This window comes from Cryobacterium sp. Y57, from assembly GCF_002929505.1.
Classification (GTDB): domain Bacteria; phylum Actinomycetota; class Actinomycetes; order Actinomycetales; family Microbacteriaceae; genus Cryobacterium.
Genome location: NZ_PJJL01000067.1, coordinates 22,633 through 48,476 on the forward strand (window position 1 = coordinate 22,633; position 25,844 = coordinate 48,476).

The window sequence follows — 25,844 nt, forward strand, 5'->3', positions numbered from 1 at the left end:
CCCGGGGCCCGGGCCCAGGCCCAGGCCCCGTCCGCGGAGAACTAGTGCGAGTAGACGCGGATCGAGGACGCCAGCGGCCCGGGCGGGTTGAGGGCGAAGGACGACAGCACCCCGTCGCCGGAGTAGTCCACGAGCGCCCAGAGTTCCACACCGCCGCTCACAACGTAAGTCGCTCCGCCAGACACCGGTACCGTGGCGCTGGCCCCGGCGTCGATCTGGAGGTCGACCGGGGTGCCTTCGTCGGGCGTGAGGGTGAGTACGGCATCCGCTGCCCCGCCGTTGACCAGGTGCAGGGTCGGCGATGGACCGGCGGCCACGGCTACGGCGAATGAACCGACTAGCGGTGCCGAAGCGGAGAACCAGCCGAAGTCCTTTCCGCCGGCACTGTCGGTGGCGGTGCGCGCCGCCGCGACGATTGGCTCGTCGGAGCGCAGGTGCACGGAGAAGCTGCCTACGGCCAGCGGCGCAAGCGGAATCTCGGTGGCGATGCCGGGTTCGACGTTAACCTGGGTCGACGTTCCCTCTGCGGTGCCATCAGCACTCGTCACGCCGATCTGCACCGTCGCCGCTTTGGAGCCCGGCACGAATACCCGAATCGACGGGGTGTCGGCGTTGAAACCCTCACCCGTCGTGACTGTCTCAGCGCTGACGGCCGCCATCACGCGCACCCCGGCAATGATCTGATCGGTGGCGGGTGTCGCGGTGACACCGACGATTTCGACTCCGCCCGGTTCGATGCCTCGAATGCTGCTCTGCTCCAGTGACGCTGCCACCTGGCCACCGCGCGATGACACCTGCAGCACCGATGATTTCAGGTTCGGCGCGAGGCCGGCCAGTGAGATGACCCGCTGCTCCCCCGGCTGCACCAGAATGCCGGTCGCTCCGGGCGCGTCGACGAGGCCACTCTCGCCGAAGACCATCACGTCGACGGTCGCGAGCACGGGGGTCGGGTTGCTCAGCAGCAGCAGGCTGGTGCTTCCGATATCGGTCGACCCACCGACGATCCAGCTGTCGCTGACCGCTTCAGCGCAGGCAGCGACGGCGAGTCCGCCAATGGTGTCGGTGGCGGCAACCTGCGACTGGCTGCCGGCCACTAGTGGCGGCACGGTGGCACCATTCTGCACGGGAACGGTCAGCAGTAACGGCGGCTGACGACTGTTCGAATCGTCGACGGCGGTGATCTCGGTCACCTGCGGCCGAATCTGTTGCAGCGACACCGCGTCAACGGCGCCGTACACAGCGGATGCCGCCCCTACACTCGACGCCGACTGCGCCTTTGTCGAGTCCTCGGCGAGGGTCAGGAGCGGCCCGGGACAGACCCGCTGCTGCTCACTCGGCAGGGGCAAGATCTCACTGGATTGCGGGTCGCGCTCGATGGTCGGCAGGGTCACGAGCGTGGCCGCGCCGAGCGTTGCAACAACGACGGCGATGCCGACGAGGCCGAGCACACCGCGTCCGGTCCGGCCGCCGATGCGGGCAAGTTGGCTTTTATCGGGCATTGTCGCCCTCCACGGAATCGGCGGTGCCACCATCAGGTGCTTCCAGTTTGGTGCCGACGCCGGTTTCCCGGTCTATCGCGAGGTCCGCTTCAAGGTCGGTACCGAGCGGCATTTCCCGGTCGGTATTCAGGTCAGACGCCACCGATCCCTTCGCCCGCCGCACCCGTTTGGGCTTCTGTTTGGCGTCAGCGCGGGCCGCCCGCCGAATCGCGTCACGATTAGCCTGCCGCACGGCTTCACGGCCGGCGCCGATCGGCAGCGACAACAGCACCGCGCTGCCCACTACGGCGAAAGCGATGAGCAGGGTCACAAACCCGAAGACGCCGCCGGCGCGAACCGGTATGGGCACAGACGCCGCAGTATCCGTTTCGCCGAACTGCCACAGGCGGCCGAACTCGGTGTCGCCGACCGGAGCCAGCGCCGAGTTGCCATCGAGGGCGGTTTCGGTGCGCAATGCGGTGTCGGCGGCGTCGATGCCGGAACCGGCCGGCTGCAAGACGATAAAGCGGATGCCCAACTCGGCCAGGTCAGCGCTGGCATCGCGTCCGCTGCGCGAGGCCAGGTTGCCGGCGAGCTCCGCCAGCATTTTCTCACGGACGCTGAGGGTCTGGTCCGTGCTGTCCAGAGTGGATTGTTGGTTCAGGGTGGCGCCAACGCCGCGCTCGATCGACGCGAGCAAGCCGCCATCGACCTGTGGGGTGAGCTTGAGCGTGCCGACCCGGTTGTCGATCTGAGCTTCAGCGGCAACGAAGGCCGGCTGGGTCTGCCCGTTTCCCTCGCGCACGACCGCAGTGCCGACGTGCAATGAACCAATAAGCGGGAGTACAACCACGGCCAGGGCGAGGGCTGCGACAGCGCCGGGCGTCGACGCGAACCGGCGCAGCGAGCGCAGACCGATAATGAGGGCGCCGACCAGGCCGAGCCAGTACAGGCTGAGGCCGGCACCGGACCAGACGCGCACCGGTTCAGCTCCGATCGCGGCAAGCACGAGCTGGTTGGCGACGAGGGCCGTGCCCAAGCCGAGCAGCGCGACCAGCCAGGCGCCGCCGGCCAGACGCGCGCCGGGCAGCAGCAGCGCCAGCAGGGCGAGCACGGCCAGCGGCGCGAGCAGGATGGGCACGAACAGTTGCGGGTCGAAGCCGACGATCCCGAACCGGTCGAGCACAGCCGCCCAGCCGTCAGAGCCGGGCAGCCCGAGCAGCAGTTGCAGGGTGGGTGCGTGCGCGCTCGGCACGGGCAAGCCCGGGTCAGCGACGAGGGCCAGCCAGTCACTGCGCAGGCCCCGGTCGAGAATGAGCGGCAACGACAGAGCCAGCGCCGGCATTGGAATACCGATGAAGCGCATCACCCGACGGCCGGCCAGGGCCACGCTGAACAGCCAGCCGACGAGCAGTGCTGGGGCCAGGGACGGCGCGCAGGCCACGACGGCAGCGAAGAGCAGGGCAGCGGATGCCGACGCCGACCAGGTGCGCGCGGCGGCGAACCAGGCAAAGAACAGCCAGGGCAGCAGTAGGTGCACGAGAATCGCGGCGGGGCGTCCGGTAGCGAGAGCGATCAGAAACGTCGGGGCCAGCACCCAGAGTGCGGCGGCGAGGGCCCGCAGGCTGCCGCGGTCGGTCAGTCGGGTTGCGGCCATCCACGCGCCGATTGCTGCGAGCGGAAAGGCCAGGGCATAGACCAGCACGAGCGCGAACGAGGGCGACCAGAACGCGATCGAGCCGAGCACGGCCACGACCGCGGCAAAAGGGTCGGCCGCTCCGACGAAGCCGAGTCCGAGATCGCGCCAGCCGTAGCCGACGCTTGCCCACAGTTCGGGCAGGCTCGGTGAGAGCGGCAACAGGCCGCCGCCGGTGAGGGTGTCGGCGCCGAGCAACGGCACCATCATGATGATTCCCACAACGGCCGCGGCGAGCATGGTCCAGGCGCCGCCGCCGGAGAAGAATCGAATTTCGGGCCGTTCGCCGTGCAGGCCGAACAGGCTCGCTTCACGCTTGAGCGCGTGCCGTCGGCGCACTTCGGCTGAGGGAACCCGCAGGGTCGCAATGGCATCCCAGCCGAGAGTTCGGGTCTTGGCGAAGGAACGGCGGGCATTACCAACACGCATTCCATTGAAAGCGGCGCCGAATGCCGCAGCGAATTCTCCGACAATCGCGCCCGGTTCTTTGCGCAGCAGTTGCCCGATTGATCGGAGAAAGGCGAGCGGCAGCAGAGACAGCCAGTGAAAAACCAGGGTCCAGGCCGGAGCGTAGACCAGGCGGCGATGCAGTTGGGCAGAGCGTTCTGCCCGTACCCGACGGCGACGAAGGCGCCCCCGTGAGGACTGGTTTGGTCCGGCAACACCGTCACCGGCCGATGCCACACGAGCGGCCGGTACGACCGATACCCGATACCCGGCCAGGCGTACGCGCACGCAGAAGTCGAGCGAGTCATCCACGGTCGGTAGTGCCGGGTCGAATCCCCCGAGCTGTTCCCAGACCATGTGGCGCACGAGCAGACCGCCGGCGCTGACGGCGAGTACGTCGCTCAGGCCGTCGTGCTGGCCCTGGTCGAGTTCACTCTCGACCAGGGTGACGGTGGCACCGGCCGGCGTCATCGACTCGCCGAAGTTGTGGATATATTCGCTGGCGATCCACTCCATCGCCTTGGGCCCGGCGACGGCTACCGAAGGGGCGATCTCGAGTGCGTCTACGAGCACCTCGAGCGCAGTCGGGTCGGGCGCGCTGTCTTGGGCGAGTAGCCAGAGCAGCTCGCGATCGTGCGTGGGCGGCGGCGTCACGCGCACGGCGGCAGCAATCGCCTGTCCAAAGTGCAGATCGGCGTCGGCGGCAATGAACTGCGTCGGCCCGAATTCGGCGAGCAGTTGCGCGGTCGCATCGCTCGAGCCGCAGTCGACGGTGATGACAATGTCGGGTTTACGGGTCTGTAGCGACAGCGCCTTGAGAGTTCGCTCAAGGTGTTTCGCGCCGTTTCGGGCGACAAGGATGGCGGTGACTCTCGGTTGCATAACAGAACCAGCCTAGGTCGGGATCGGCGAGCGGCCCTGAACCGAGAGGGCGCGCCACGAATATTGGCTGGACGGATGCCGCAATTTCCGTTCCCCCACCGCGACGCGACAGCGGGCCGACCAGGAATCCGCTTGGGGAGGCCGAGCGTTGCCCGACGAGAAAACGCTAAGCGCGCTTACGCAGTTTCCGGCGCTCGCGCTCAGACAGACCGCCCCAGATACCGAACCGTTCGTCATTACCGAGCGCGTACTCGAGGCACTGGTTACGAACTTCGCAGCCGGAGCAGATTTTCTTAGCGTCGCGCGTGGAACCGCCCTTTTCGGGGAAGAATGCCTCGGGGTCGGTCTGCGCGCAGAGCGAGTCGGCCTGCCAGGCCAACAGGTTTTCGTCGCCGAGATCTTGTCGTATTCCTGGAACACCGAGGGTGACGGGGTCAACGAACCAGTCCTCTGGTACTCCGGAACGATAGTCAGGTATAGCCATATCGTCTCCCAGCGCTCGCTCCGCACCGTTTAGTGCTGTATCTAATTACACCGGTGTAATTCGATAACGTCAAGTCGCAGATCGTAAACCCTCAATACGGGCTAGAGGGTTGCGACGCGCCGACGGTGACGACGAATTCGCGCGTTCGAGGGCAGCATGTGTGGAGCAATGTTGCGAACGTAGCACGATCAGGCCCGGAGTCGGCGTGTCGCTGCTCTCAGCGCACGAAGGCGCGTGAGGAGTCCCAGGCGCTCTGCACCATTTGCTCGAGGGTGTGGCTCATGCTCCAGCGCAGATCACGGGCCGCGAGCGCGCCGGAGGCCACGATGCGATCCGGATCACCGGCACGGCGTGGGCCGATCTCTGGTACGAAGTCGATACCGGTGACTCGGCGCACGCTCGCCATGATTTCACCGACCGAGACGCCGTCGCCACTGCCGAGGTTGTAGACCGGCTCGATCGCGTCGCCGGCGTCGAGGCGGCGGGCTGCGGCGACGTGCGAGAGCGCGAGGTCGGCCACGTGGATGTAATCGCGCACGCAGGTTCCGTCGGGCGTGGCATAGTCGTCACCGTTGATGCGCGGGGTGCGTCCTTCGAGCAGCGCGGCGAAGATCAGCGGAAAGAGGTTGTGCGGGCTGGTGTCGCACAGGGCGAGGTCACCGGAGCCGACGACGTTGAAGTAGCGCAGCGAGGTGTGGCGCAGCCCGGTTGCGACGGCCTGATCGCGCAGCAGCCACTCGCCGATCAGCTTGGATTCGCCGTAGGGCGACTCCGGGTTCTTCGGTGTGTCTTCGGTGACGAGGTCCGTGCGCGGCGTGCCGTAGACGGCAGCGCTCGATGAGAACACGATGCGGTCGATCTCGGCCGAGTTCATGGCGGCGAGCAGCGTGGCGGTAGCCGTCACATTCTGTTCGTAGGTGTGCAACGGGCGCTGCACCGAGACGCCGGCGTACTTGAATCCGGCAACATGGACGACGCCGCTCACATGGTGCTCCTGAAAGACCTGCGACAGGGTGCCACCGTCGAGCACATTCGCCCGAATGAACGGGACCCCCGCCGGTACAAACGACTCGTGGCCGCTCGAGAGGTCATCGAGCACGACCACGTCGAGGCCTTCAGCCTGGAACGCACGCACCACGTGGGATCCGATGTAGCCCGCTCCGCCGGTTACCAACCACGCCATAACGCCCCGTTCGTTCGTGCGACACTCGGGTGCGCCACCGCTACAGGCTAGCGCCAGCGAACCGCGGCATCATACTCGTCGGCTATCAGGGGGGCTCTTCGACCAGAGCTATCGCGTCGAATAGCGCGAATCGTGCCAACGATAGCCGTGACGGCGAGAGCTGTGAGAAGCCAAAAGAAAATGAACATGGCAGAAATTCTATGAATTGTGCTTTTCTGCCGCGAGTGCCAGAGTCGTCACTGTTTGATACATTCCTGCCAATGTTGAGGAAAGGATGCTCATGCTCCAGAAGATCGTCTGCGTCACCCTTCCGGGTCTGGCGCCGTTTGAATTCGGCGTGATCTGCGAGGTGTTCGGTATCGACCGCAGCGCCCAGGGCGGGCCCTTGTTCGACTTTCACGTCGTGGCCGCCGAACCCGGACCGATCCGCACCAAGATCGGCTTCGACATCGTCGTGCACGACAACCTGTCAGCCGCGGCCGATGCCGACCTCATCGCCATTCCCGGCTACGAAAAAAGCGAGTCCGTCGACCCGCGCGTGCTGCAGGTGGTGCGCGACGCTGAAGCCCGCGGCGCCTGGGTGCTCAGCGTCTGCAGCGGTGCATTCGTGCTCGCCCAGGCCGGCATCCTCAATGGCCGCCGCAGCACGACCCACTGGATGTTCACCGACGCCCTCGCCCGCTCGTTCCCCGAGACGACCGTCGACCCCGATGTTCTGTTCGTCGACGACAGCCACGTCGTCACCGGGGCCGGCACCGCCGCGGGCATCGACGCCGCGCTGCACATCGTGCGCACCGAACTCGGCGTGACGGCCGCCAACGTCATCGCCCGCCGCATGGTCGTGCCGCCGCAGCGCGACGGCGGGCAGTCGCAGTACATCGAAGCATCGGTCGTCGACTGCCAGAACGAATCCTTCGCCGCCGTCACCGAGTGGATGCTGCGCCACCTCGACCAGGACTTGCCGGTCGACCTGCTCGCCCGCAAGTCGCTCATGTCGCCGCGCACCTTCGCGCGCCGGTTCCGTGCCGAGCTCGGCACGACGCCCACCCGCTGGCTCAACCGGCAGCGGCTGCTGCGGGCGCAGGAACTGCTCGAAGACTCCTCGCGCAGCCTCGAAGCAATCGCCGTCGATACCGGTTTCGGCGGAGCCGCCGTGATGCGTCACCACTTTCTGCAGGTGCTGCACACCACCCCCACCGCCTACCGCCGGGCCTTCGGCCCTCGCAGGGTCGGCTAGCCGATCGGACGTGCCGGCGTTCGTCGAAAACCGGGCTACGCACCGGGCATCGCGAGAAAGACCTCGCCGGTGCCGGCGAACGTCAGGGTGCCCTCATCCGGCGTGATGTACACGGCCTGGCCGTGCTTGAGCGGTCGCGACGACGCGCCGCCCGCGATGAGAAATCCGCCGGCCGTGCAGATTGCGATGGACGGGCCGGTGAGGGTGACCTGTCGCATCGTGACGGGCGCCGGCGACGCGGCGTCGGCATCCGCGTGGATGCGCACGAGCTCGAAGTCGGCAACCCCGGGCCGGTACCGTGAGACGCCGTCTGCGAGAACGATCGGAGCGAGGAGCGGCGACGTCGCCGGAGTGAAGTCGAGCACCGCGAGCAGCTCTTCGATGTCGATGTGTTTGGGGGTGAGCCCGCCGCGCAACACGTTGTCGGAGGCCGCCATCACCTCCACGCCGAGTCCGGACAGATACGCGTGGATGCTGCCGGCCGGCAGATACAACACCTCACCACGCTTCAGGGAAACCCGGTTCAGCAGCAAGGCGAGCACGATTCCGGGGTCGCCGGGGTACTCGGCGGCGAGCACGCGCACCGCCGCCAGCTCATTCGCGTAGCCGATGATTGCTCCCCCTCCGGCAAGGAACTTGGCGTGCTGGGCGAGCAGGACCACCCGTTCGACCAGCCATTTCACCTCGCCCGAGTCGCCTCCGCGGCCGTCTCGCAGCAGCCAGTCAACGGTGTCGCGCAGGCCCTCGGCCAGGTGTTGCTCGAGCAGGTCGATGGCGCCGGCCTGCGGGTTCTCGTTCGCGAGGTCGAGCAGGCGCAGCTCGGCGATGATGCCGTGTACCTCGGCGAGCGGGCGGAACCCGCAGAGCGCTTCGAACGTGTCGCTGAGCGCAAAGAGAAGTTCGGGCTTATGGAAAGGGTCGCGGTAGTTGCGGTTGCCGGCGTCGACGGCGATTCCGGCCTCGTTCTCAAGCGCGAACCCCGCACGGGCCTGTTCGGTCGTTGGGTGCGCCTGCAGCGATAGCGGGCGTCCCGCAGCCAAAATCTTCAGGAGGAACGGCAGGCGCGGGGCCGCCGTGGCCGAGCCGGCGGGATCCGCTTGCCGCGTCGCCCAGTCCGCTCCGAGTGCTATCGCCGGCGAAGCCGCGATCCAGCCAGCGAGATCGGTGAAACCGCCCGCCTGCTCCGCATCCTCGATCACCGAGGGAGAGCCGGCGTGGGCCCCGAGCCAGAGCTCGGCCTCCGGCCCGCCCGACGGCGTATGACCGAGCAGATCGGCGATGGCTCGTGTGGAGCCCCAGGCGTAATCGCGCGGGGTATTGGTGATGCCCACAAACATTTTCGGCTCCTTCGTACGCTGTTTAGACCAAACTACCAACCGACTTCAATCATCCAGCCAACGACCCTAGGCTGATGGCTAGACCGGTTGCGTATCGACCGCCTATTTTGCAACGGAGCATCCATGACCTTTGAGCTACTCGGCAGCGACATCTTCGGCTACGAAAACCTTCTCACCGCGCCCGAGCAGGAGGCCATCCTGAAGCTGCGCGCCTACCTCGACCAGGAGATTCGTCCCATCGCGAACGGATGCTGGGAACGCGCCGAATTCCCTGCCCAGATCATCAAGCCGCTCGCCGAGCTCGGTGTGTATTCCTTCGGTTGGGACGAAACGAAACCGTTCACGAATTCGGCCGTGTTCCGTGGCTTCGCGGCTTTGGAACTGGCGCGAGTGGACGCATCCGTTGCCACCTTCGTCGGCGTGCAGAACGGGCTGTCGGCCGGGTCGATTGCGGCCTGCGGCTCTGCCGAGCAGCGCGCCGAGTGGATTCCGCGCCTCGCTGCGGGCGAGATCGTGGGAGCGTTCGGGCTGACCGAGCCGCTCTCCGGCTCCGATGCGGCCCAGGGCCTGCGCACCACCGCCACCCGTACGGGCGACACCTGGACCTTGAACGGCGCCAAGCGCTGGATCGGCAACGCCACCTTCAGCGATGTGACCATCATCTGGGCCAAGGACACCGCCGACAACCAGGTCAAGGGCTTCATCGTTCCCACCGACACCGCCGGCTACTCGGCCACCAAGATCGAGGGCAAGATCAGCCTGCGCACGGTGCAGAACGCCGACATCACCCTGACCGACGTGGTCGTGCCCGAGCACCTGCGCCTGCAGAACGCCAACTCCTTCAAGGACACCGCCAAGGTGCTGCGGGCCACGCGCGCCGAGGTCTCGTGGGCGGCCGTCGGCAATGCCATCGGCGCCTACGACGCTGCCGTGGCCTATTCGAAAAAGCGCGAACAGTTCGGCAAGGCCATCGGCGGTCACCAGCTCGTGCAGGATCTGCTGGTGAAGAGCCTCGGCAACATCACCGCGAGCCTCGGCATGGTCGTACGGGTGTCGCAGCTGCAAGATGAAGGTGTGCAGCGCGACGAGCACTCCGCGCTGACCAAGGCCTACACGACCAGTCGCATGCGGGAGAGCGTGGCGTGGTGCCGCGAGCTGTTCGGCGGCAACGGCGTGACCCTCGAGTACAACGTGGCGCGGCACTTCGCCGACGCCGAGGCCATCTACTCCTACGAGGGCACCCAGGAGATGAACACTCTCATCGTGGGCCGTACCATCACCGGCCAGGCCGCCTTCGTCTGAGCTCATACCAACGGCCCCGATTCCATGCCCGGGGGTGCGTGTGCGCCCGGGCCCGGGATACGGTGTCGGAATGAGACCACAGCAGCGCGGCCCGGAGTGACCACCGACCAGGGGCTCGACGCGATCGTCGTCGGATCCGGCCCGAATGGCCTCGCCGCCGCCGTCACCCTCGCCCGCGCCGGCCTCCGGGTGCGCGTCTACGAGCGCAACCCGCAGATTGGCGGCGGGGCGGCGACCGCCGAACTCACCCTGCCCGGGTTTCGCCACGACGTGGGGAGCGCCGTGCATCCGCTCGCGCTCGCCTCCGAGTTCTTTCAGAAGTTCGGCCTCAAGGACCGCATCGAACTTAAAGTTCCCGAGATCTCCTTCGGGCATCCGCTGCCCGGTGGCCGCGCCGGCGTGGCCTGGCACGATATCGAACGCACCGCCGCCAGCCTCGGGCGCGACGGTCCGGCCTGGCTGCGGCTGCTGGGGCCGCTCGTGCAGAACATCCACGCCATCGCCGAGCTCACCGGGGATGCGCTGCTGCGCGTGCCGCGGCATCCGCTCATGCTGGCCCGCTTCGGGCTGCGCACGCTCGAGCAGGGCAGCCCGGCCTGGAACTGGCGCTTTTCCGGCGTGACCGCGCCGGCGCTGCTCACCGGAACGTTCGCCCACTCGATCGGGCGGCTGCCGAGCCCCTCCACCGCCGGCGCCGGGCTCACCCTGGCCGCGCACGCACACGCTCGGGGCTGGCCCATTCCGATCGGAGGAAGCGGCGCCATCGTGCAGGCTCTCGCCGACGATCTGCTCGCGCACGGCGGCGAAATCGTGACGGATGCCGACATCACCAGCCTGAAAGAGCTGCCGTCGGCCCGCATCGTGCTGCTGGACGTGACGCCGCGCGCCCTCGTCGACCTTGCCGACGGGGCATTGCCCGCTCGCTACGCCGCATCCCTCAGGAGCTTTCGCTATGGCAACGCGGTCGCGAAGGTGGATTTCGCACTCTCCGAACCGGTTCCCTTCACCGCGACAGACCTGCGGCGAGCGCCGACCCTGCACGTGGGTGGCACCCGCGCCGACCAGGCCCGCGCCGAAAACGCCGTCGCCCGCGGACGGCACGCTGAGTTCCCCTATGTGCTCGCCGCTCAGCCAAGCATTCTCGACGAGACCCGCGCTCCCGCCGGAAAACACACGCTCTGGGCCTACACGCATGTGCCGGCGAGCTCCACCCACGATCAGACCGAGCAGATCACCCGGCAGATCGAACGCTTCGCCCCGGGATTTCGCGACACCATCCTCGCCTCCTACAGCCAGACCGCCGCGCAAATGCAGAACCACAATCCCAATCACGTGGGCGGCGATATCGCGGCCGGAGCGATCAGCATGACCCAGCTCGTGCGCCGCCCGGTGCTTTCCGGCGACCCGTGGCATACCCCACTCGCCGGTGTCTACCTGTGCTCCTCGTCGACTTCGCCCGGACCAGGCGTACACGGCATGTGCGGCTACCGCGCCGCCCTGAGCGCCCTGGCCCACGAATACAACATCGTTGACCCGCCCGACCTCACTCCCCGCAAGGGCGACTAGGGTCCATCCCGCTGCCGAGTCGACCAGGAACAGTCGGGTGCCGCGCATAACTCCTGCAATTTCTAGCTGCTCGGGATGAGGCCCCCGTAATTTCGGGCAAGTCATGTGAACAACCTTACGAATTGCAGGAGTTATGCGCCGTCGCCCGTAGCGACGAGCCTGATCGCGGGCCGCTCATTGACCACTCAGCCACCCCGAAACCCCGAACAGGTCTTCACGGCGCGCACAAAGCGGATGCCCGTGCGCCTGAGCGAAGACGCCGCCGGCCCAGCCCGCCTCGTTCCCACTCGCCTGAACGGCCTGGCATCGGCTACCGCAACACGGAGCCGCTGCGCCGCCTCGTCGACCCGGCCGAGGTTCACGCCGACTAGCGGCGGGGAACCCGGCGCACCAACACCGGTAATCTGAAACCATGTCCGCCGTGCAGAGTCGTCTCGTCATTCGACTCTTCGCGACCTTCGTCTGGTTCACCGTTCTGGCCGGCCAGTTCTGGCGCAACCTCGGCGGCTGGTGGGGTTTCGGCGCCATCGCCGTGATCGTGGTCGCCGGCAGCATCATCGGCCTCGGCACCCAACGTACCAATGCCCGCAATCGCGCCGCACTGAACGCCGCAGTGAACGCCGCAGTGAACGCCGCAACACCCGACGACACCCCCACCGACCGCGACATCGCCCGCGGCCATACCTACCAGGCGGCCCTGGCCCCGCCCCTGAACTGGCGCAAGTTTCCCAAGACCATCACCGCGTTCTTGCTATTGGCCACCCTGTCGATCGCGTGGTCGTACTACCCGGGGGCATCCGCTCTCGGAATCACCCTGCAACTCATCACCACCCTCGCCGCCCTGTTTCTGGCCGTCACCCTCACCTGGCCGGAGCTGCTGCGCACCCTGGCCGCCGCGCTGCGCTGGGTGCTCGCGCTGAGCCTCGTGTTCGAGCTGTTCGTGGCCGTTGTCGTACAACACGAAGTGCTGCCGTTCTTCGTCGACTACGGCACCCAAGACGTGCCGAACGCGTTCTACTGGAGCCGGGGCCTGCTGCTGAACGGCGGCCCGATCGAGGGTATCGTCGCCAATCGCAACCTGCTCGGATTCATCGCGCTCACAGCCATCATCGTTTTCATCGTGCAGCTGCGAGCCCGCACCGTCAAGCGCAACGCCGGCCTGATCTGGCTGGCGCTGGCCGTCGGCATGCTGCTGCTCACCCGCTCCGCCACGGTCACGGTGTCGCTCGTCGCGGTCGTCGCCGCCTTGATCTTCGCGCTCTGGGCCAGACGGGTGCACGATCAGCACCGGCGGCCGCTGTATGTCGTGGCGGCGGCATCCGTTCTGGCGGTGGGAGCAGCCCTCGCCCTGTTCTCCTCGCAGCTGTTCGGGCTGCTTGGTCGCAGCGACGACCTCACCGGACGCTTCGATATTTGGGCCAGCGTCACCCAGCTCGCCCTGGAACGACCGGTGTTCGGCTGGGGCTGGGTGAGCTACTGGGTGCCGTGGGTGGAACCGTTCAACGGCCTCGCCGTGCGCAAGGGCGTCACCTACCTGCAGGCGCACAACGCCTGGCTTGACGTCTGGCTGCAACTCGGCATCGTCGGCGTGATTCTGTTCGCCGCGCTGGTCGGCTCGACCCTGTGGCGGGCCTGGTTTCTCGCCGTCGATCGGCCCCGTCTCGGCGTGAAAGACACCGAACCGTTCGCCGTGTCGGCCCTGCTGCCGCTGCTGCTGCTCGCCGCGCTGATCGCGCAAAGCATCGCCGAAAGCCGCCTGCTCATCGAGAGCGGGTGGGTGATTCTCATCGTGCTGGCCGTGGTCACCAAGCGGCAGCAGCACGCGCCAAGGCCGATGCCCTGACGCCAGCGCGGTAAATTAGAGGATGCCCACCCTGCCCGATGCCCTGCGGCGCGTGCTGGCGTCGCCGAAATTCGCGGCCGCGCTCACGCTCGCCATTCTGGCCACCGCGTTTGGCACCCACCTGCTGCGCAGCGTGGTGGGCTGGCCCGGTCTCATCGGCATTCTCGGCGGCCTCATCGTGCTGGCCGTGCTCTCACTGCTCGCCCGCCGCCCGATCGTGGAGTGGCACGGTCTGTTGCCCATCTCGATCATCGTGTTCGTGGCTTGGTGCGCGCTTTCCGGCGTGTGGAGCGGCTACGTCTCCGAGACCATCATCGGCGTCAGTTACCAGATCACCGTGGGGTTCCTCGCCATCTACGTAGCCCTCGTGCGCGACACCTTCCAGGTGGTGCGCGCCACCGGCGACGTGCTGCGGGCGCTCCTCGCCCTCTCCATCGTGCTCGAAGTGCTTTCGGGGCTGCTGCTCGACCTGCCGATCGTTTTTCTAGGTGTGGCCGGCAACATCGCCCAGCTCGGCCCGATTCAGGGCGTGTTCGGCTCCCGCAACGTGTTCGGTCTCATCACTCTCATCGCCGCCGTCACCTTCTACGTGGAGCTGCGCGCCCGGTCTATTCCGCGCGGCCTCGGCATCGGCTCCATGTGGCTGGCCGGCATCTGCCTGGCGCTCACCCGCTCCCCCGTCATCGTGGTCGTCACCATCTGCGTCACCGTCGCCGCACTCGCCCTCTATCGCCTGCGCCGCACCCCCGTCGACGGCCGATGGAAGCTGCAGCTCGGCCTCCTAAGCGCGGCTCTCGTCGCCGCCGGCGCCGCCTGGCTCGGACGCATCCCCATCATCGACGCCCTCAACGCCGGCAGCGAGTTCGAGGTTCGATACTCGCTCTGGAGCGAGATGTGGCGGCTGGTGAACCTGCACCCGCTCGAGGGCTGGGGCTGGGCCGGATTGTGGCCGCAGGACGTCACACCCTACGGCTGGATTGAATTCACCACCGGACGCCTGCACGCTACCGGACTCAACGCCTACCTCGACGTGTACTTTCAGGTGGGACTCATCGGCTTTCTCGCCTTTCTCGCCCTGGTGCTGCTGGCCTTCGTGCGTTCCTGGCTGCTCGCCTCGAACAAGCGCTCGCTGGCATACGTCTGGGCGCCGCTCATTCTGGTCACCCTACTGGTGACCAGCGCCGCGGAAAGCACCATTCTGTTCGAGTTCGGCTGGCTGCTGCTGGTCATCTGCGCGGTCAAGGCCGCGCAGGGCCTCAGCTGGCGCAACGCACTGCCGCACAAGCCGCACCCCGACGCGCCGTAACGTCCCGGGCGCGCCAGCGCCACGTTCGCCCACCGAATTCGGTTATTTGCCGAAGGACTCTCGCAAGGCAACAATGCCTTCATCTGTTGCACCATCGAAAATGATTTGACCGTGCGACAACACAATGACGCGATTACAGAGATCCTCAACCTGCGCCGCAGAGTGGGACACAAATACGATCGTGCGCCCTTCCGCCTGAAACTCACGAATCTTCGCCATGCACTTATCTTGAAACGGCTCATCCCCGACAGAGAGCACCTCGTCGACGAGCAGAATATCCGGGTCGACGTGCACTGCAATGGCGAACGCGAGACGCACGTACATACCCGACGAATAGAACTTTACCTGCGTGTCGATGAAATCACCGATCTCCGAAAATTCCACGATGGAGTCGAAGTATTCCGCAGTCTGCTTCTGAGTTAGTCCGAGAATGGACCCGTTAAGAAAAACGTTCTCGCGACCGGTGAGGTCTGGGTGAAACCCGGCCCCAAGCTCGAGGAGCGCAGCGAGACGACCACGTCGTTCTACGACTCCGTCATTCGGCTGAATGATGCCACCGATCACCTTCAGCAAGGTGCTCTTGCCCGAACCGTTGGCCCCGACGAGACCGATGCTACTGCCTGCTTTGATCTCCAGCTTGATATCTCGCAGCGCCCAGAAGTCTTCTTTGTGCCGGCGCGAGCGCCCAAAGTTCACGATCCGTTCCTTTAAGGATTTGTCCTTACGAATGACGAATCGCTTGGATACGTCGCTCGCCCGAATGACGACAGGCGGGTTCTTGATCTCCGGGAGGTTGAAAAGCGATGACATTAGATCTCCTGCGCGAAGTTGCCTTGGAGCTTCTGAAAGACGCGCTGGCAAATGATGAGTAGAACCAAGCCAACGACGGCGACGATAGCCAGTCGAAGGTCAAGATCAGCGGGCCACGGCTGCGGCAAGATGCTCACACCGTCGATGAGACGGGTCTCGGACCCCGCCTGCCACATACCCTTTTGAAAGGCAAGTACCGCGTTCGATATCGGATTGAGCAAAAAGACGTTGGGCAGCCAGGACGGCACGTCGACAGCGTTCACCACGTAGGACCAGGCGTAGACGATGGGCGAGGCCCAGAACAGCAAGAGCATGGCAACTTCGACGAGATACTGGATATCACGTAGATACACGTTGAGTGCCGAGAGCAGAATCGCAAAAGCAATTCCGTAGATCAGCACGATCGCAATCGCGACGGGTACGTAAAGCAGATTCCAGGAAACTGGAAATTGTCCCAGAACGATCGTGGCCAGGATTAGCACCGACATCTGCACGGCAAAATTGAACAGAGCAGAACCCGTGGCAGCGAGCGGGAAAATTTCCCGCGGCAGGTAGACCTTTTTAATCAACCCAGCGTTGCTCACGATCGACATCGTTCCGGCGGACACGATCTCGCTGTACAGGCCCCAGATAGTCAGCCCCGCGAACACGAAAATCGCGAAGTCGGGGATACCCCGAGCGGCACCGAGAAACTGCCCAATGGCTACGTAGTAGATAAGCAGCAACGTCAGCGGCTTGATCAGGCTCCACAGAAAGCCGAGACTGCTGTCCTTATAGCGAGCTTTCAGCTCACGACGAATCAGCAGGTCGAGCAATTCGCGGTGCGCCAGCAGCTCCCGAATAGAAGCCCAAAACCCGCCGATAGCGCTTTCGTCCGATGAGGAAGACGTTTGGAACGGAAGAGTTGAGAGGCGATCAGAACGTTCTTGCGCGGTGCTAGACATTGTGCTCCGGAATATCGTGGACGACGGCCAACCGACCGAGAGATAAATGCCTTGGGCAGCGTTTTCCCATCGGGCGATGGCGCTTAAGCCTACGTGCTGGGATCAACACCTGAAACCGTTCGTCACGCGATACCCTCATGCTCGACGAAGTAGGTCCACAAATCGGAGGCGTACGCATCCCACGTGCGCGGCACCCGCAACACGGCTTCGGCGGTGAGCTCGGCGAGTACCGCATCATCGGTCAAAAGCGTGCGCATCGCTGTGCCAATGCTGTCGTCATCGTAGGGGTCCACGAGCAAGGCCCCGCCACCGTCGTCGGCGATCTCGCGCATGCTCCCGTAGTTTGAGGTCACGACGGGTGTGCCGCAGCTGAGCGACTCCGCAACGGGAAGGCCGAAACCCTCGTTGAATGAAGGAAACACGCTGAATCGGGCAAGCCGATAGGCCGCCCACAAGACGGAGTCCGCAATCGCCGAGGCGGTCACGATCGACCGGCCGTTCTCCTCGAGGCGCTTCGCCTCTAACATGAACGCCTCACTCTTCCATGAGTTGCCTCCAATGAAGACTAAGCGAAATCGCAGGCCTTCCAGCCACAACGCCTCGGCGGCAGCGAGCACGGCAACGTGATTTTTGCGCGGTTCATGGCTGCCCACTACGAGCACGAGCGGTTCGTCTGCCTCGAGTTCGAACAGTTCTGACGCCGCAGCGAGAGCATCATCGGAAACGCTCTCCGAGCTGGATGCCAGGCTGATCGGCTGGATGTCCGGCCCGGCAATACCCGCAGCCGACAACATCCTCTTCCAGCCTGAGTACTCGCCCCCGGCCGCGTACGAGATGGTCGAGACCCGATTCATGTGTGCGACCGCGCCGAGGTTTCCGGCGAATGCGGCCGGCATGCCCTCACCGACGGTTTCCACCGAGGTCAAGGGCACGCAGTCGAACCCGATGACACCGGTATCCGTGCCGGAATATTGGGCTAGCGCCCCCAAACGTTCGGTGCGCCATGGTTCAGCACCGAGCTCGGGAAGAATGTAATTACCGCCCCACGGCACGATTCGAATGTGTGGAACATTTTCAACCGCCGACGCGGGCTTCGTTCCGAACAGTGCACGGGCACGTTCATCGGTTGAAAGTGGGCGTAGCGCGCGGCCGTCTGTCGTCCAGGTCACGAGCACGATGTTGTGATTACTATCCCAACGCTTGATCGTTTCTCGAGCTACTCGCTGAATTCCGGTCGCGAGTTCCGTCTGCGAGGTGTGAAAGACATCAACCAAAACCGAATCGGTCAGCACCTCGACGGTTGCACCATGAATGGCCGTGGCCTTTACTCCGAGAGAAATCAGTTTTCCCACGAGGTGGTCGATACCAAGGAGCTGCACCTGGCGTTGCGCCCAGCGCACCTCGTGTTGGCTTGGTAAGTCGCCGGTCAACACCGACCACGCCAGCCACAAGTGCCGTGCATCGGGTGTCGCGGTAAGTAGCCGACTCACATCGGCCACTGCCGGAGTGCGAATCGTGTCAGTGGATGCGGCCTGCCGGGTGCGCAGCGTGCGCGCGAGCAGAACGATGCGCGCCTGCATCTTCGGAGGAATGATCATTCGACGACCCCCACTTCGGCAGAAAGCGATGCAGACCACAGTTCGTCCGCGTAGTTGTCCCACGACCGTGTCGGGCGCGCCAAAATTTCCTTTTTCAAGGAGTCAACGAGCGCATCATCGGTCAAAAGCGACCGCATCGCTTCTCGGATGGCGTCATCATCTCTCGGGTCGACCAAGACGCAACCGCCCTGGCGGGCGATGTCGCCCACACTGCCGTAGTTACTGGCGAGAACGGGAGTTTTGTGCGCAAGTGACTCGCCTACGGGAAGCCCATACCCCTCGTGCAGTGATACAAAAACTGAGAATCGAGCACGCTCATAAACTTCAAGCAACGTTTCGTCGCTGACATTGAGCATGATCGTCACGGCCCGCTTATTTTTCTTTACCAAACCAAGAACTTCCTGAAAATCACCGCTCAGCTCGATAGCGTCACCACCGACGAAAACAAGCTCGAAGTTCAGGCCTTCGCGCCACAGTAATTCCGCCGCAACGAGAATAGATGTCTGGTTCTTACGAAACTCGCGCGTGCCGACCGACAGCACAACAGGCAAGGCTGATGTCGAGGCGCCCGAGCCAGCCTTGGCCGTGACGGTGTCCACCGGCAGCGGAATACTCAAAACCTGAGGCCCGGCGATACCCTGCATTCGCACAGCGTCTGCAAAACCCTTGAATTCCTCAGCGGCAGAGTCGCTGATGGCCAATACCTTGCTCATATATTTCACCACGGACAGATACTGCGCATATTTATTGGAGTCTTCGCGCGTGACCAGGCCCGCACTCACGATGGGAATGGCGTCGTAGCCGATCGCCACCACCTTATTGCCGGAATACCGGGCAAGGCCACGCAGCGCTTCGGTGGACCTAATATTGCAAACCTCCGGAAAGACGACTGTCGTCTTCCACGGCACGATCGTTTCATCGTCGTGCAGGGCGCGCAGTCCGGGGCGAATAGTGCGCATGGTGCTGGTCCATTTCAGAACGAGGTTACGTTCCTTCTCGGTGACACCGCGCATGACCGTTCCGTACTCCGTCCAGACGGCGAGTTCGAAGACTCGTTTGGACGCCCAGCGGGTGAGGGTTTCCCGCACCACGCGCTGAATACCAGTGTTGTGACCGTGCGTGGCCGAGAAGTCGACGTCCACAATGGGACGGTCTGAGACGATTCGAATTTTTCGCTTTACGCCGCCTTCTCGACACGCGCCGGCCAGGGTGCAATCGAGTACGACGAGAAAGGCGTCCCCCGCGTTGCCCCCGAGGAGCCGCCGCCGAAAGCGCTGTACTTCCTCTGCGCTTGGAAAAGCGCCGGCGACGATCACGAACGCCAGCCAGACACGGTCAAGGCTCGGATCGTCCCACAGCGCCCGTGCCAAGCGGTCCAGGATGAATGATGTTGATTCCCCCGTGGCGAATGACTCGCCCGCGACGAGGCGCGGCCACCCTTCGAGAAGGCGCGCCCGCAGAGCATCCAAATCGCCGGGCATGAACATTGGCTCAGTTGCGGCGTCGATTGCCAATGGCCCTCCTGAGATATCCGCTCGACTTGGAAAGAGCGCGAAGGTATCCAACACGGGCCGCCTTGAGCTGAATGTCCCTGACCACGCGAAGTGGTTTGGTAACGCGCCAAGACAAGCTAGAGCGCATGCCGTTTACGATGGCGGATACTGAGGCATCTGACTTCGCAACGGCGGCCCAGTGTTCCAGAGTGTGTTGACGCAGCTGTTCATTTTCTTGAAGAAGCTCATCTCGCTCTCGACGGAGCTGGAGTTCTGCATCGGCTATGTCGGACAACGCGACCTCAATTTCAACAACAGTTTGATTCGTTCGTGCAGCGGATGCCGCACGTCGACGATTACACTCCGCTTCGCACGCGATGTGGCCGTGCCGGAAAGGTTGAGTCTATCTAATCTCGCTGGCACCCCTGGAGCGGCTGCGACGCCTCAGAGAACCGGGCCGTTATACTTACCCAGTGCGACCGAGCCCTCGATTCTTCGGGGGCAAGCCGTCGTAAGTCACATCGCTAGGAGCAATCGTTGGGTTCGGATCACGGCACTCCCTTTGAGTTGTCCATCATCATCCCGTCCTATAACTCAGCACGGTGGCTCACTTCGACGCTCAGCGCATTGCAGGTCGCGCTTTCCAAAACCGCGTGGCGAGCCGAGGTCATCGTCGTCGACGACGGATCCACCGATGACAGCGTGGCAGTGATCGCAGCGCTCGTACCTGAATACACGTATCCCTTACGAGTCGTTTCCCAATCTAATCAGGGGCGGTTCCTCGCGCGGTGGACAGGGCTGCAAGAATCGCAGGGAAGCAACGTTTTATTGCTCGACTCCCGGGTGCTGCTGGCGCCGGATTCACTCCACCACATCGCACAGGTTCAGCGAGATAACCCCAGTGAAACAGTCTGGAATGGTCATGCGGTGACCGACCCAACATCCTCACTCGTCGGCCACTTCTGGGAAGTTCCAATTCATATCTTTTGGGGTGGCTACTTGGCGCACCCACGCCCGACTCAACTGACCTTGCAGAATTACAACACCCTCCCCAAGGGCACCGGCGTCTTTCTCGCACCTCGCGAACTTCTGATCGCCGCCTGCGAACATTCCTGGCCGGTCGGGGATGCCGCGCTCGCCAGCGATGACACAAAGGTTCTTCGCTTCATTGCCGAGGCGCAGCCCATCCGTCTTGATCCCGGGTTCATGGCTATTTACCGTCCGCGCACAACAGTCAAGGCCTTCATCTCGCATTCTTTCGGCCGGGGCACTTTTCTCGTCGACAGCTTTGGCGGCACGTCCTGGCCCTGGAATCTTGCCCTGGCGGTGAGTGCCGTCGCGCCCGTGGTAATTCTTGCGACGCTGGTATTCCTCGTTGCCGTCAATCAGATCCTGCTCGCCGCCGGCTTCATCGTTTTCTGCGTACTCCTCTTGGTTGCCCCGGCCGCTGCGGCCGCCGCGCGACGCTGCCCAGCCCGAGGAATCCAGTCGTACTTTCTCTACGCCGCCGTGTTCATCTTTCCTTACTGGATCGGGCTCGTTCGCGGTCTGAAAGTGCACGGGACCAAACTCCTGAGCGTGCAGCGCACGCTCGCAACCACTGGTGGGACACAGGCCAAATGATCATCTTCTGTTACGGAACGACTGCCGAAGCGATTAAAGTCGCTCCAATAATGCGACGGTTGTCGGAACGCGGCATCCCCTTTGAGCAATGGTTGACACTTCAGCAGTCTGATCGACTGCTCGACGCGCTGCCGGGGCTCGGACTGCCCAATCCCGACCGCATCATCGTCAATGGCCGGCACGGCCGCCCACTGACCGGGCCGGGGGACGTACTGTTCTGGCTATCCCGCATCGTAGGTTGGACGGTGGTGAACCTCAGCAGGGCTCGGCGTAAGCTCGGCAGAAAGAGCATTATCGTCGTGCACGGTGACACCATGACAAGCGTTGTCGGAGCCGTGCTCGCTCGCATGCTCGGTGCCGACTGCGCCCATGTCGAGGCGGGTTTGCGTTCGGGCAACTGGCGACACCCATTTCCTGAAGAATTGGATCGGCGCATCGTCGGTCGTATTGCTCAGATCCACTACGCACCATCGCCGGAAGCCGAAGCAGCGCTTCGTGGGCGTAGAAACGTTGTACCGACCCACGGCAACACGGTCATTGATGCGATTCTCGATCGTGCCACCAGCCAAGGCACTAACCTCGAAGCTCCGTACGGCATCGTCTTGCTACACCGGTTTGAATTTCTTAGCAATTCGCCGCTAGTCGCCCGCACCTTGGAGTCGCTCGCCAGCAGTTCCCCGCTCAAGCTCCTCCTGGTTCTGGACGACCACGCACGCCATGCTTTGCGGGAGTTGCTACCCAACCTCGACCCGACGAAGTTCGAGTTGCGGGACAAACTGTCACACGCCCTCTTCGTAGAACTGATTACTTCAGCGAGTTTCGTCGTAACCGACTCAGGCGGCGTGCAGGAAGAGACCGCACTCCTGGGAATTCCTACCCTGATTCACCGAATCGCCACGGAACGCTCGGAAGGGCTGGGGCACAACGCGGTTCTCTCGCAGTGGAAGGTTGACACCCTCACAACATTCCTTAACACCTACGGCGAGTACCGTCGCCCCGTTAGCCCGCCGGAGGAATCACCCTCTGAACTGATCGTAGAGGACCTCATCTCTCGTGGTTATCAAGACTGAACTGGCGGCGGTATCGGTCGTTGTTCCTGCATACCAGGAGGCAGCGAGCATCGTCGAGGCGCTGACCCGGCTATCAACGGTGCTGCAGACCACCGACCGTGACTACGAGATCATTGTGGTCACCGACGGCTGCACCGACGATACGGCCGAACTAGCCAGAAAAATCGGCCTACCCCACCTCACCGTGCTTGAGTATGCACAGAATCAGGGCAAGGGCTACGCCCTGCGATACGGCTTCGCCCGCACGGCGCATCCACTTGTGAGTTTCATCGACGGCGACCTCGATCTCGACCCGGCCGTTTTGCCGGCATTCTTCGCCCTTCTTGACAGTGGCGCGGCCGATGTTGTCGTCGGTTCCAAAGTGCACCCGGAATCTCAGGTCAGTTATCCGCTCAAGCGGCGAATCGCAAGCCGTGTTTTTCGACTTGCGACGCGTTTGGCCACCGGACTCAACCTCGGGGACACCCAAACGGGAATCAAGGCGATGCGACGAGATCTCGTGGCACCCCTTATCGCTCGCTGCACGGCTACCGGGTTCGCCTTCGACCTCGAGCTTTTGGCCGCTCTGTCGGACCACGGCGCTCAGGTGGTCGAGGCACCCGTCATCCTGAACTTTGATTTCACCAGCACCATCCGAATCTCTTCTGCCCTGGGCGCATTCGCTGACCTCGCCAAGGTCTCCGCGCATCGGCGTTATCTGCGCCGCCTCGAGGCACGAGCAGGCTCATCACTATGACAACCGAGCCGACCCCGAGCTTTTTGAAACGGCACTCGGCTCCGCTCATGACCGTTGGCATCTTGAGTATCGGCGGGATCGCGGCGACCGGTGGGTTCCACGTTGTGACCGGCCGGGGACTCGGCCCCGGTGCGTTTGGATTGTTGGCGGCATTCCTGGCCATCGTCAACATCGCGTCCATCGGGGCATCCGCCCTGCAGAACTCAGTTGCCGTGGTGACCGCCCGAGACCTGCACCTGCCGCCCAACGAAAATCCACGCCGGCGCTTCGGTCTGGACAGTTCAACCTTTGAGGCGCTGGTGCTCGGCCTCGCAGGAACAATCGTGGTCGCCGTCGCCGCTCCGGCGCTGGCCGACGTGCTCGGCACGAGCACTACCGCGCTCTATCTTGCGTCGCTCACGATCATTCCGGGATTCTTGTTTTCTCGAGCCCAAGGCATTTTGCAGGGTGTCGGTGACGCCCGATCCGTGGCGGCCTGGTCAACCGTTTCCCAAATTCTTCGACTTGCTTTCGCAGCTGTAGCCATAGCGACCGGTCTGGGTGCTGTCACCGTGCTCGTCGCCGTTCTCGTAGCGATCTGCGCTGTGACCGTGGGCGCTATGTGGCAGGCCAGCCGTTTGTCGGTGCATTCCGCCGAGATTCCGTTCAATACGAACAGTGTCGTCTTGCTGTTGCTAACCATATCTTTCGCCTGGATCACCAACATCGATGTCATTCTCGTGCGCGGCGGTACCACGGAGCTTGTCTCGGGGGCCTTCGCTGCCGCCGCAGTCTTGACCAAGATGATGCTCCTCATTCCCACCACGCTCTCTTTGTACCTCCTGCCGCGTTTCGTGGCCCGTCAAGGTGACCACAAAACGGTTCGATTCGGTATCAACGTCGTTCTCCTCACCGTATTGGGAGGCGGCCTCGCCATGCTGGTCGGGGTAACCGTGCTCGGTGGATTAATTGTGAACATCCTCTTCGGTGCGGGTTACTCGATGGCCGTCGGTTTTCTTCCGTGGCTCACTCTTGCCTACCTACCGTGGGCGATGGCCCAGGGCCTGTTGATTCGCCTGACGGCGACCGGCTCAAAGTCGGCACTGGTCGTGTTGCTCTCGGCCGCCGGAGCCCAATGGATCGCAGCGAGCATCCTCCTACCAAATGTCGAAGCCATGATTGCTGCAATCGGAGTGATTGGCGCTCTCACCCTGGCTCTCTTCTACCTTCGCCACCTGTTCACCAGCAAAAACGTCATCGAGGCTTCAGATGCTCCTGCTTAAAAAACTCGTCTGGCCCGTCTTCGGCTCAGTCATGCTCGCTTTGAGCTTTCTGGCGGCTACCCGGGTTCCCATTGTCGGCGACGACTTTCAGGCGCTCCAGGAAGCTTTCGTTCGGAGCGGCGGCGACCTGGCTGGTTCCATCGCCTACGGCTGGACCGCTGGCATGCAGGCTGGACATTTCAACCCGGTGGGGCAGCTGCTGGGAGCGGTTTACCACTTCGCGGCCTACGAATTCAGCGTGGTCTTTCAGATCACGCCCCAGTTTTTTCACGTTGCCTCCTCGTTGGGACTGATCTGGCTCACCACGCTCGCAGCCAGCTATGTCGTGGTGTGCGCCGCAAAGTTCGTGCGGAACACCAGCGCGCTTCCGCTCGGGCCGATCTTTGCCCTCGTCGCCACGATCACCGGCCTTACCCTGCAGATTCATCCGTGGTCAAACGACCCCGTGACCACCTACAGCATGGCCGGATTCGGCTCTGCTGCCGTCGCGTTCTTGTTGCTGGCCCTGGCCCTGCGCGCGCTCAGCCCAGGCACCTCTCGTTGGGGCGGCCCCGTGGCTGTCGCCGTGGTCAGCGTCTTTGCGGTGCTCTACTACGAAATGCTGGTCGCTGCCGTTGCCGCGACGGCTGTGGTGTACGTGGGCGCGATACTACCTCGAGCCGATCGCACCCGGTCGAGCGTGACGAAAAGCCTGCTTCTCCTCTTAGTCGGCGTGGCGCTTCCCGCCATTGTGTTCGTCGGCGGACGTTTTTTGGCCGCTCCGGCCGTCTCGAGCGGTTATACGGGAACCTCCGTGGCGCTCGGCCCAGACGCCCTGCGCACCTGGGTCTTCTCCATGGTCAGCACCCTGCCGGGTGGCGCGTGGCCCTATTCCATGTACCGGATTGACCCTCTCGCGCTCAGCCGCTCGGCCGTGGTCGTCGCCGGCCTGCTTTGCCTGGGCGTAATCGGCCTGGCAATCATCTGGTGGAAGTCCACCCCCGTCCGACTCGATCCGACTCGGCGCCTCTGGGTGCCGGCCGGGGCACTCTTCACCCTGTGGGCCCTCAGTGTCGCGGCCCACGCGGTAACACCCAAGTACATCTCGGAAATAACGTCCCCGGGGCTCGTGTACCTTTTTTATGCGGTTGGAGTGGTATGCGCCGCTGTATTCCTCGCCGTTGTGATCCTAATTCTCCCCCGTACTGCGCTATTGAAAACCAGCATGATCGCCCTGCCGTTGTTGTGCGCCTTCGTCGTGGTGCAGCAAGCAGTCAACTGGACCCTGGGCGACCTCATGCGGTCGGCATATTCGTCCAATGCTCAACTCGCCGCGGTCTCGACCAATGAAACTTCCTCCGAAGCGGAACGGTGTGCGGCCTTGCAGTTGTGGCTGGAAAAGCCTTGGCCTCAGTACTACGAAGAATCTGTGACGACCAACGTCGAGCTCAACTTCGAAGCAAGTTTCGACGACGAATTCTGCGGGCTGGCAATCGCGGTTCCGGCCAACTGATCCTCCGAGCCCCGGAATAGTTTTGCCTCGGTCTGAAGAACTTCTGAGTTAGTGT

At 63.8% G+C, this 25,844-nt stretch carries 18 protein-coding genes and 1 pseudogene; 10 read left to right on the forward strand and 9 right to left on the reverse strand.

The window, feature by feature from the left end; genetic code table 11:
• Nucleotides 1-41: 41 nt before the first annotated feature.
• The 4 genes from CXY72_RS09760 to galE form a co-directional block, all read right to left on the reverse strand.
• Complete coding sequence (locus CXY72_RS09760) at nucleotides 42-1,499, reverse strand: DUF5719 family protein (protein ID WP_104127505.1); 1,458 nt, start codon at nucleotides 1,497-1,499, stop codon at nucleotides 42-44.
• Nucleotides 1,489-4,503, reverse strand: coding sequence for a glycosyltransferase family 2 protein (locus tag CXY72_RS09765; protein ID WP_104127506.1), 3,015 nt, complete (start codon nucleotides 4,501-4,503; stop codon nucleotides 1,489-1,491). Before CXY72_RS09765 ends, CXY72_RS09760 begins: the two co-directional genes overlap by 11 nt.
• A 166-nt stretch (nucleotides 4,504-4,669) precedes the next feature.
• The gene (locus CXY72_RS09770) at nucleotides 4,670-4,987 is read right to left on the reverse strand and encodes a WhiB family transcriptional regulator (RefSeq protein ID WP_104127507.1); all 318 of its coding nucleotides are present in this window, start codon (nucleotides 4,985-4,987) and stop codon (nucleotides 4,670-4,672) included.
• A 217-nt stretch (nucleotides 4,988-5,204) separates the two neighbouring features.
• Nucleotides 5,205-6,170, reverse strand: a complete 966-nt coding sequence (galE, locus tag CXY72_RS09775; RefSeq protein WP_104127508.1) for a UDP-glucose 4-epimerase GalE — start codon at nucleotides 6,168-6,170, stop codon at nucleotides 5,205-5,207.
• A 280-nt stretch (nucleotides 6,171-6,450) separates the two neighbouring features.
• Here galE and CXY72_RS09780 point away from each other — a divergent pair, with 280 nt between their 5' ends.
• Nucleotides 6,451-7,407 (forward strand): GlxA family transcriptional regulator, encoded by a 957-nt coding sequence (locus CXY72_RS09780; RefSeq protein ID WP_104127638.1) that lies wholly within the window; start codon nucleotides 6,451-6,453, stop codon nucleotides 7,405-7,407.
• Between the two features lie 35 nt (nucleotides 7,408-7,442).
• Here CXY72_RS09780 and manA read toward each other — a convergent pair whose 3' ends face one another.
• Nucleotides 7,443-8,744, reverse strand: a complete 1,302-nt coding sequence (gene manA, locus CXY72_RS09785) for a mannose-6-phosphate isomerase, class I (RefSeq protein WP_104127509.1) — start codon at nucleotides 8,742-8,744, stop codon at nucleotides 7,443-7,445.
• Between the two features lie 123 nt (nucleotides 8,745-8,867).
• On the opposite strand from manA, the gene CXY72_RS09790 reads away from it, so the two are divergent.
• The 4 genes from CXY72_RS09790 to CXY72_RS09805 all read left to right on the forward strand — a co-directional run bounded on the left by CXY72_RS09790 (nucleotide 8,868) and on the right by CXY72_RS09805 (nucleotide 14,761).
• A complete protein-coding gene (locus CXY72_RS09790; protein WP_104127510.1) occupies nucleotides 8,868-10,046 on the forward strand; it encodes an acyl-CoA dehydrogenase family protein in 1,179 nt (392 codons plus the stop codon).
• Nucleotides 10,047-10,142: 96 nt separating this feature from the next.
• The gene (locus tag CXY72_RS09795) at nucleotides 10,143-11,612 is read left to right on the forward strand and encodes an NAD(P)/FAD-dependent oxidoreductase (protein ID WP_233197747.1); all 1,470 of its coding nucleotides are present in this window, start codon (nucleotides 10,143-10,145) and stop codon (nucleotides 11,610-11,612) included.
• A 412-nt stretch (nucleotides 11,613-12,024) separates the two neighbouring features.
• Nucleotides 12,025-13,455: an O-antigen ligase gene (locus CXY72_RS09800; RefSeq protein ID WP_104127512.1), complete on the forward strand. Its 1,431-nt coding sequence runs from the start codon at nucleotides 12,025-12,027 to the stop codon at nucleotides 13,453-13,455.
• A 22-nt stretch (nucleotides 13,456-13,477) separates the two neighbouring features.
• On the forward strand, nucleotides 13,478-14,761 hold the full coding sequence (locus CXY72_RS09805; RefSeq protein WP_104127513.1) for an O-antigen ligase family protein: 1,284 nt from the start codon (nucleotides 13,478-13,480) through the stop codon (nucleotides 14,759-14,761).
• 54 nt (nucleotides 14,762-14,815) lie between these two features.
• Here the strand turns inward: CXY72_RS09805 and CXY72_RS09810 are convergent.
• The 4 genes and pseudogenes from CXY72_RS09810 to CXY72_RS09825 all read right to left on the reverse strand — a co-directional run.
• Nucleotides 14,816-15,571, reverse strand: a pseudogene (locus CXY72_RS09810) (ABC transporter ATP-binding protein); the annotation flags it as partial.
• The gene (locus CXY72_RS09815; protein ID WP_104127515.1) at nucleotides 15,571-16,515 is read right to left on the reverse strand and encodes an ABC transporter permease; all 945 of its coding nucleotides are present in this window, start codon (nucleotides 16,513-16,515) and stop codon (nucleotides 15,571-15,573) included. The pseudogene CXY72_RS09810 and the gene CXY72_RS09815, both read right to left, overlap by 1 nt.
• Before the next feature lie 122 nt (nucleotides 16,516-16,637).
• Entirely contained in the window at nucleotides 16,638-18,113 is a 1,476-nt protein-coding gene (locus CXY72_RS19270; protein WP_146071130.1) for a glycosyltransferase, read from the reverse strand.
• On the reverse strand, nucleotides 18,110-19,627 hold the full coding sequence (locus CXY72_RS09825; RefSeq protein ID WP_158252532.1) for a glycosyltransferase: 1,518 nt from the start codon (nucleotides 19,625-19,627) through the stop codon (nucleotides 18,110-18,112). The genes CXY72_RS19270 and CXY72_RS09825 overlap by 4 nt, the downstream gene beginning before the upstream one ends.
• Nucleotides 19,628-20,143: 516 nt before the next feature.
• On the opposite strand from CXY72_RS09825, the gene CXY72_RS09830 reads away from it, so the two are divergent.
• The 5 genes from CXY72_RS09830 to CXY72_RS09850 are packed head-to-tail and all read left to right on the forward strand — an operon-like array spanning nucleotide 20,144 to nucleotide 25,789.
• On the forward strand, nucleotides 20,144-21,229 hold the full coding sequence (locus CXY72_RS09830) for a glycosyltransferase family A protein (protein WP_104127517.1): 1,086 nt from the start codon (nucleotides 20,144-20,146) through the stop codon (nucleotides 21,227-21,229).
• Nucleotides 21,226-22,299 carry a UDP-N-acetylglucosamine 2-epimerase gene (locus CXY72_RS09835; RefSeq protein WP_104127518.1) on the forward strand — a complete coding sequence of 358 codons (1,074 nt, stop codon included), beginning with the start codon at nucleotides 21,226-21,228 and terminating at the stop codon, nucleotides 22,297-22,299. The genes CXY72_RS09830 and CXY72_RS09835 overlap by 4 nt, the downstream gene beginning before the upstream one ends.
• Complete coding sequence (locus CXY72_RS09840) at nucleotides 22,283-23,035, forward strand: glycosyltransferase family 2 protein (protein WP_104127519.1); 753 nt, start codon at nucleotides 22,283-22,285, stop codon at nucleotides 23,033-23,035. Before CXY72_RS09835 ends, CXY72_RS09840 begins: the two co-directional genes overlap by 17 nt.
• Complete coding sequence (locus tag CXY72_RS09845) at nucleotides 23,032-24,297, forward strand: lipopolysaccharide biosynthesis protein (RefSeq protein ID WP_104127520.1); 1,266 nt, start codon at nucleotides 23,032-23,034, stop codon at nucleotides 24,295-24,297. The genes CXY72_RS09840 and CXY72_RS09845 overlap by 4 nt, the downstream gene beginning before the upstream one ends.
• Nucleotides 24,284-25,789 (forward strand): hypothetical protein, encoded by a 1,506-nt coding sequence (locus CXY72_RS09850; RefSeq protein WP_104127521.1) that lies wholly within the window; start codon nucleotides 24,284-24,286, stop codon nucleotides 25,787-25,789. Before CXY72_RS09845 ends, CXY72_RS09850 begins: the two co-directional genes overlap by 14 nt.
• Nucleotides 25,790-25,844: the final 55 nt, after the last annotated feature.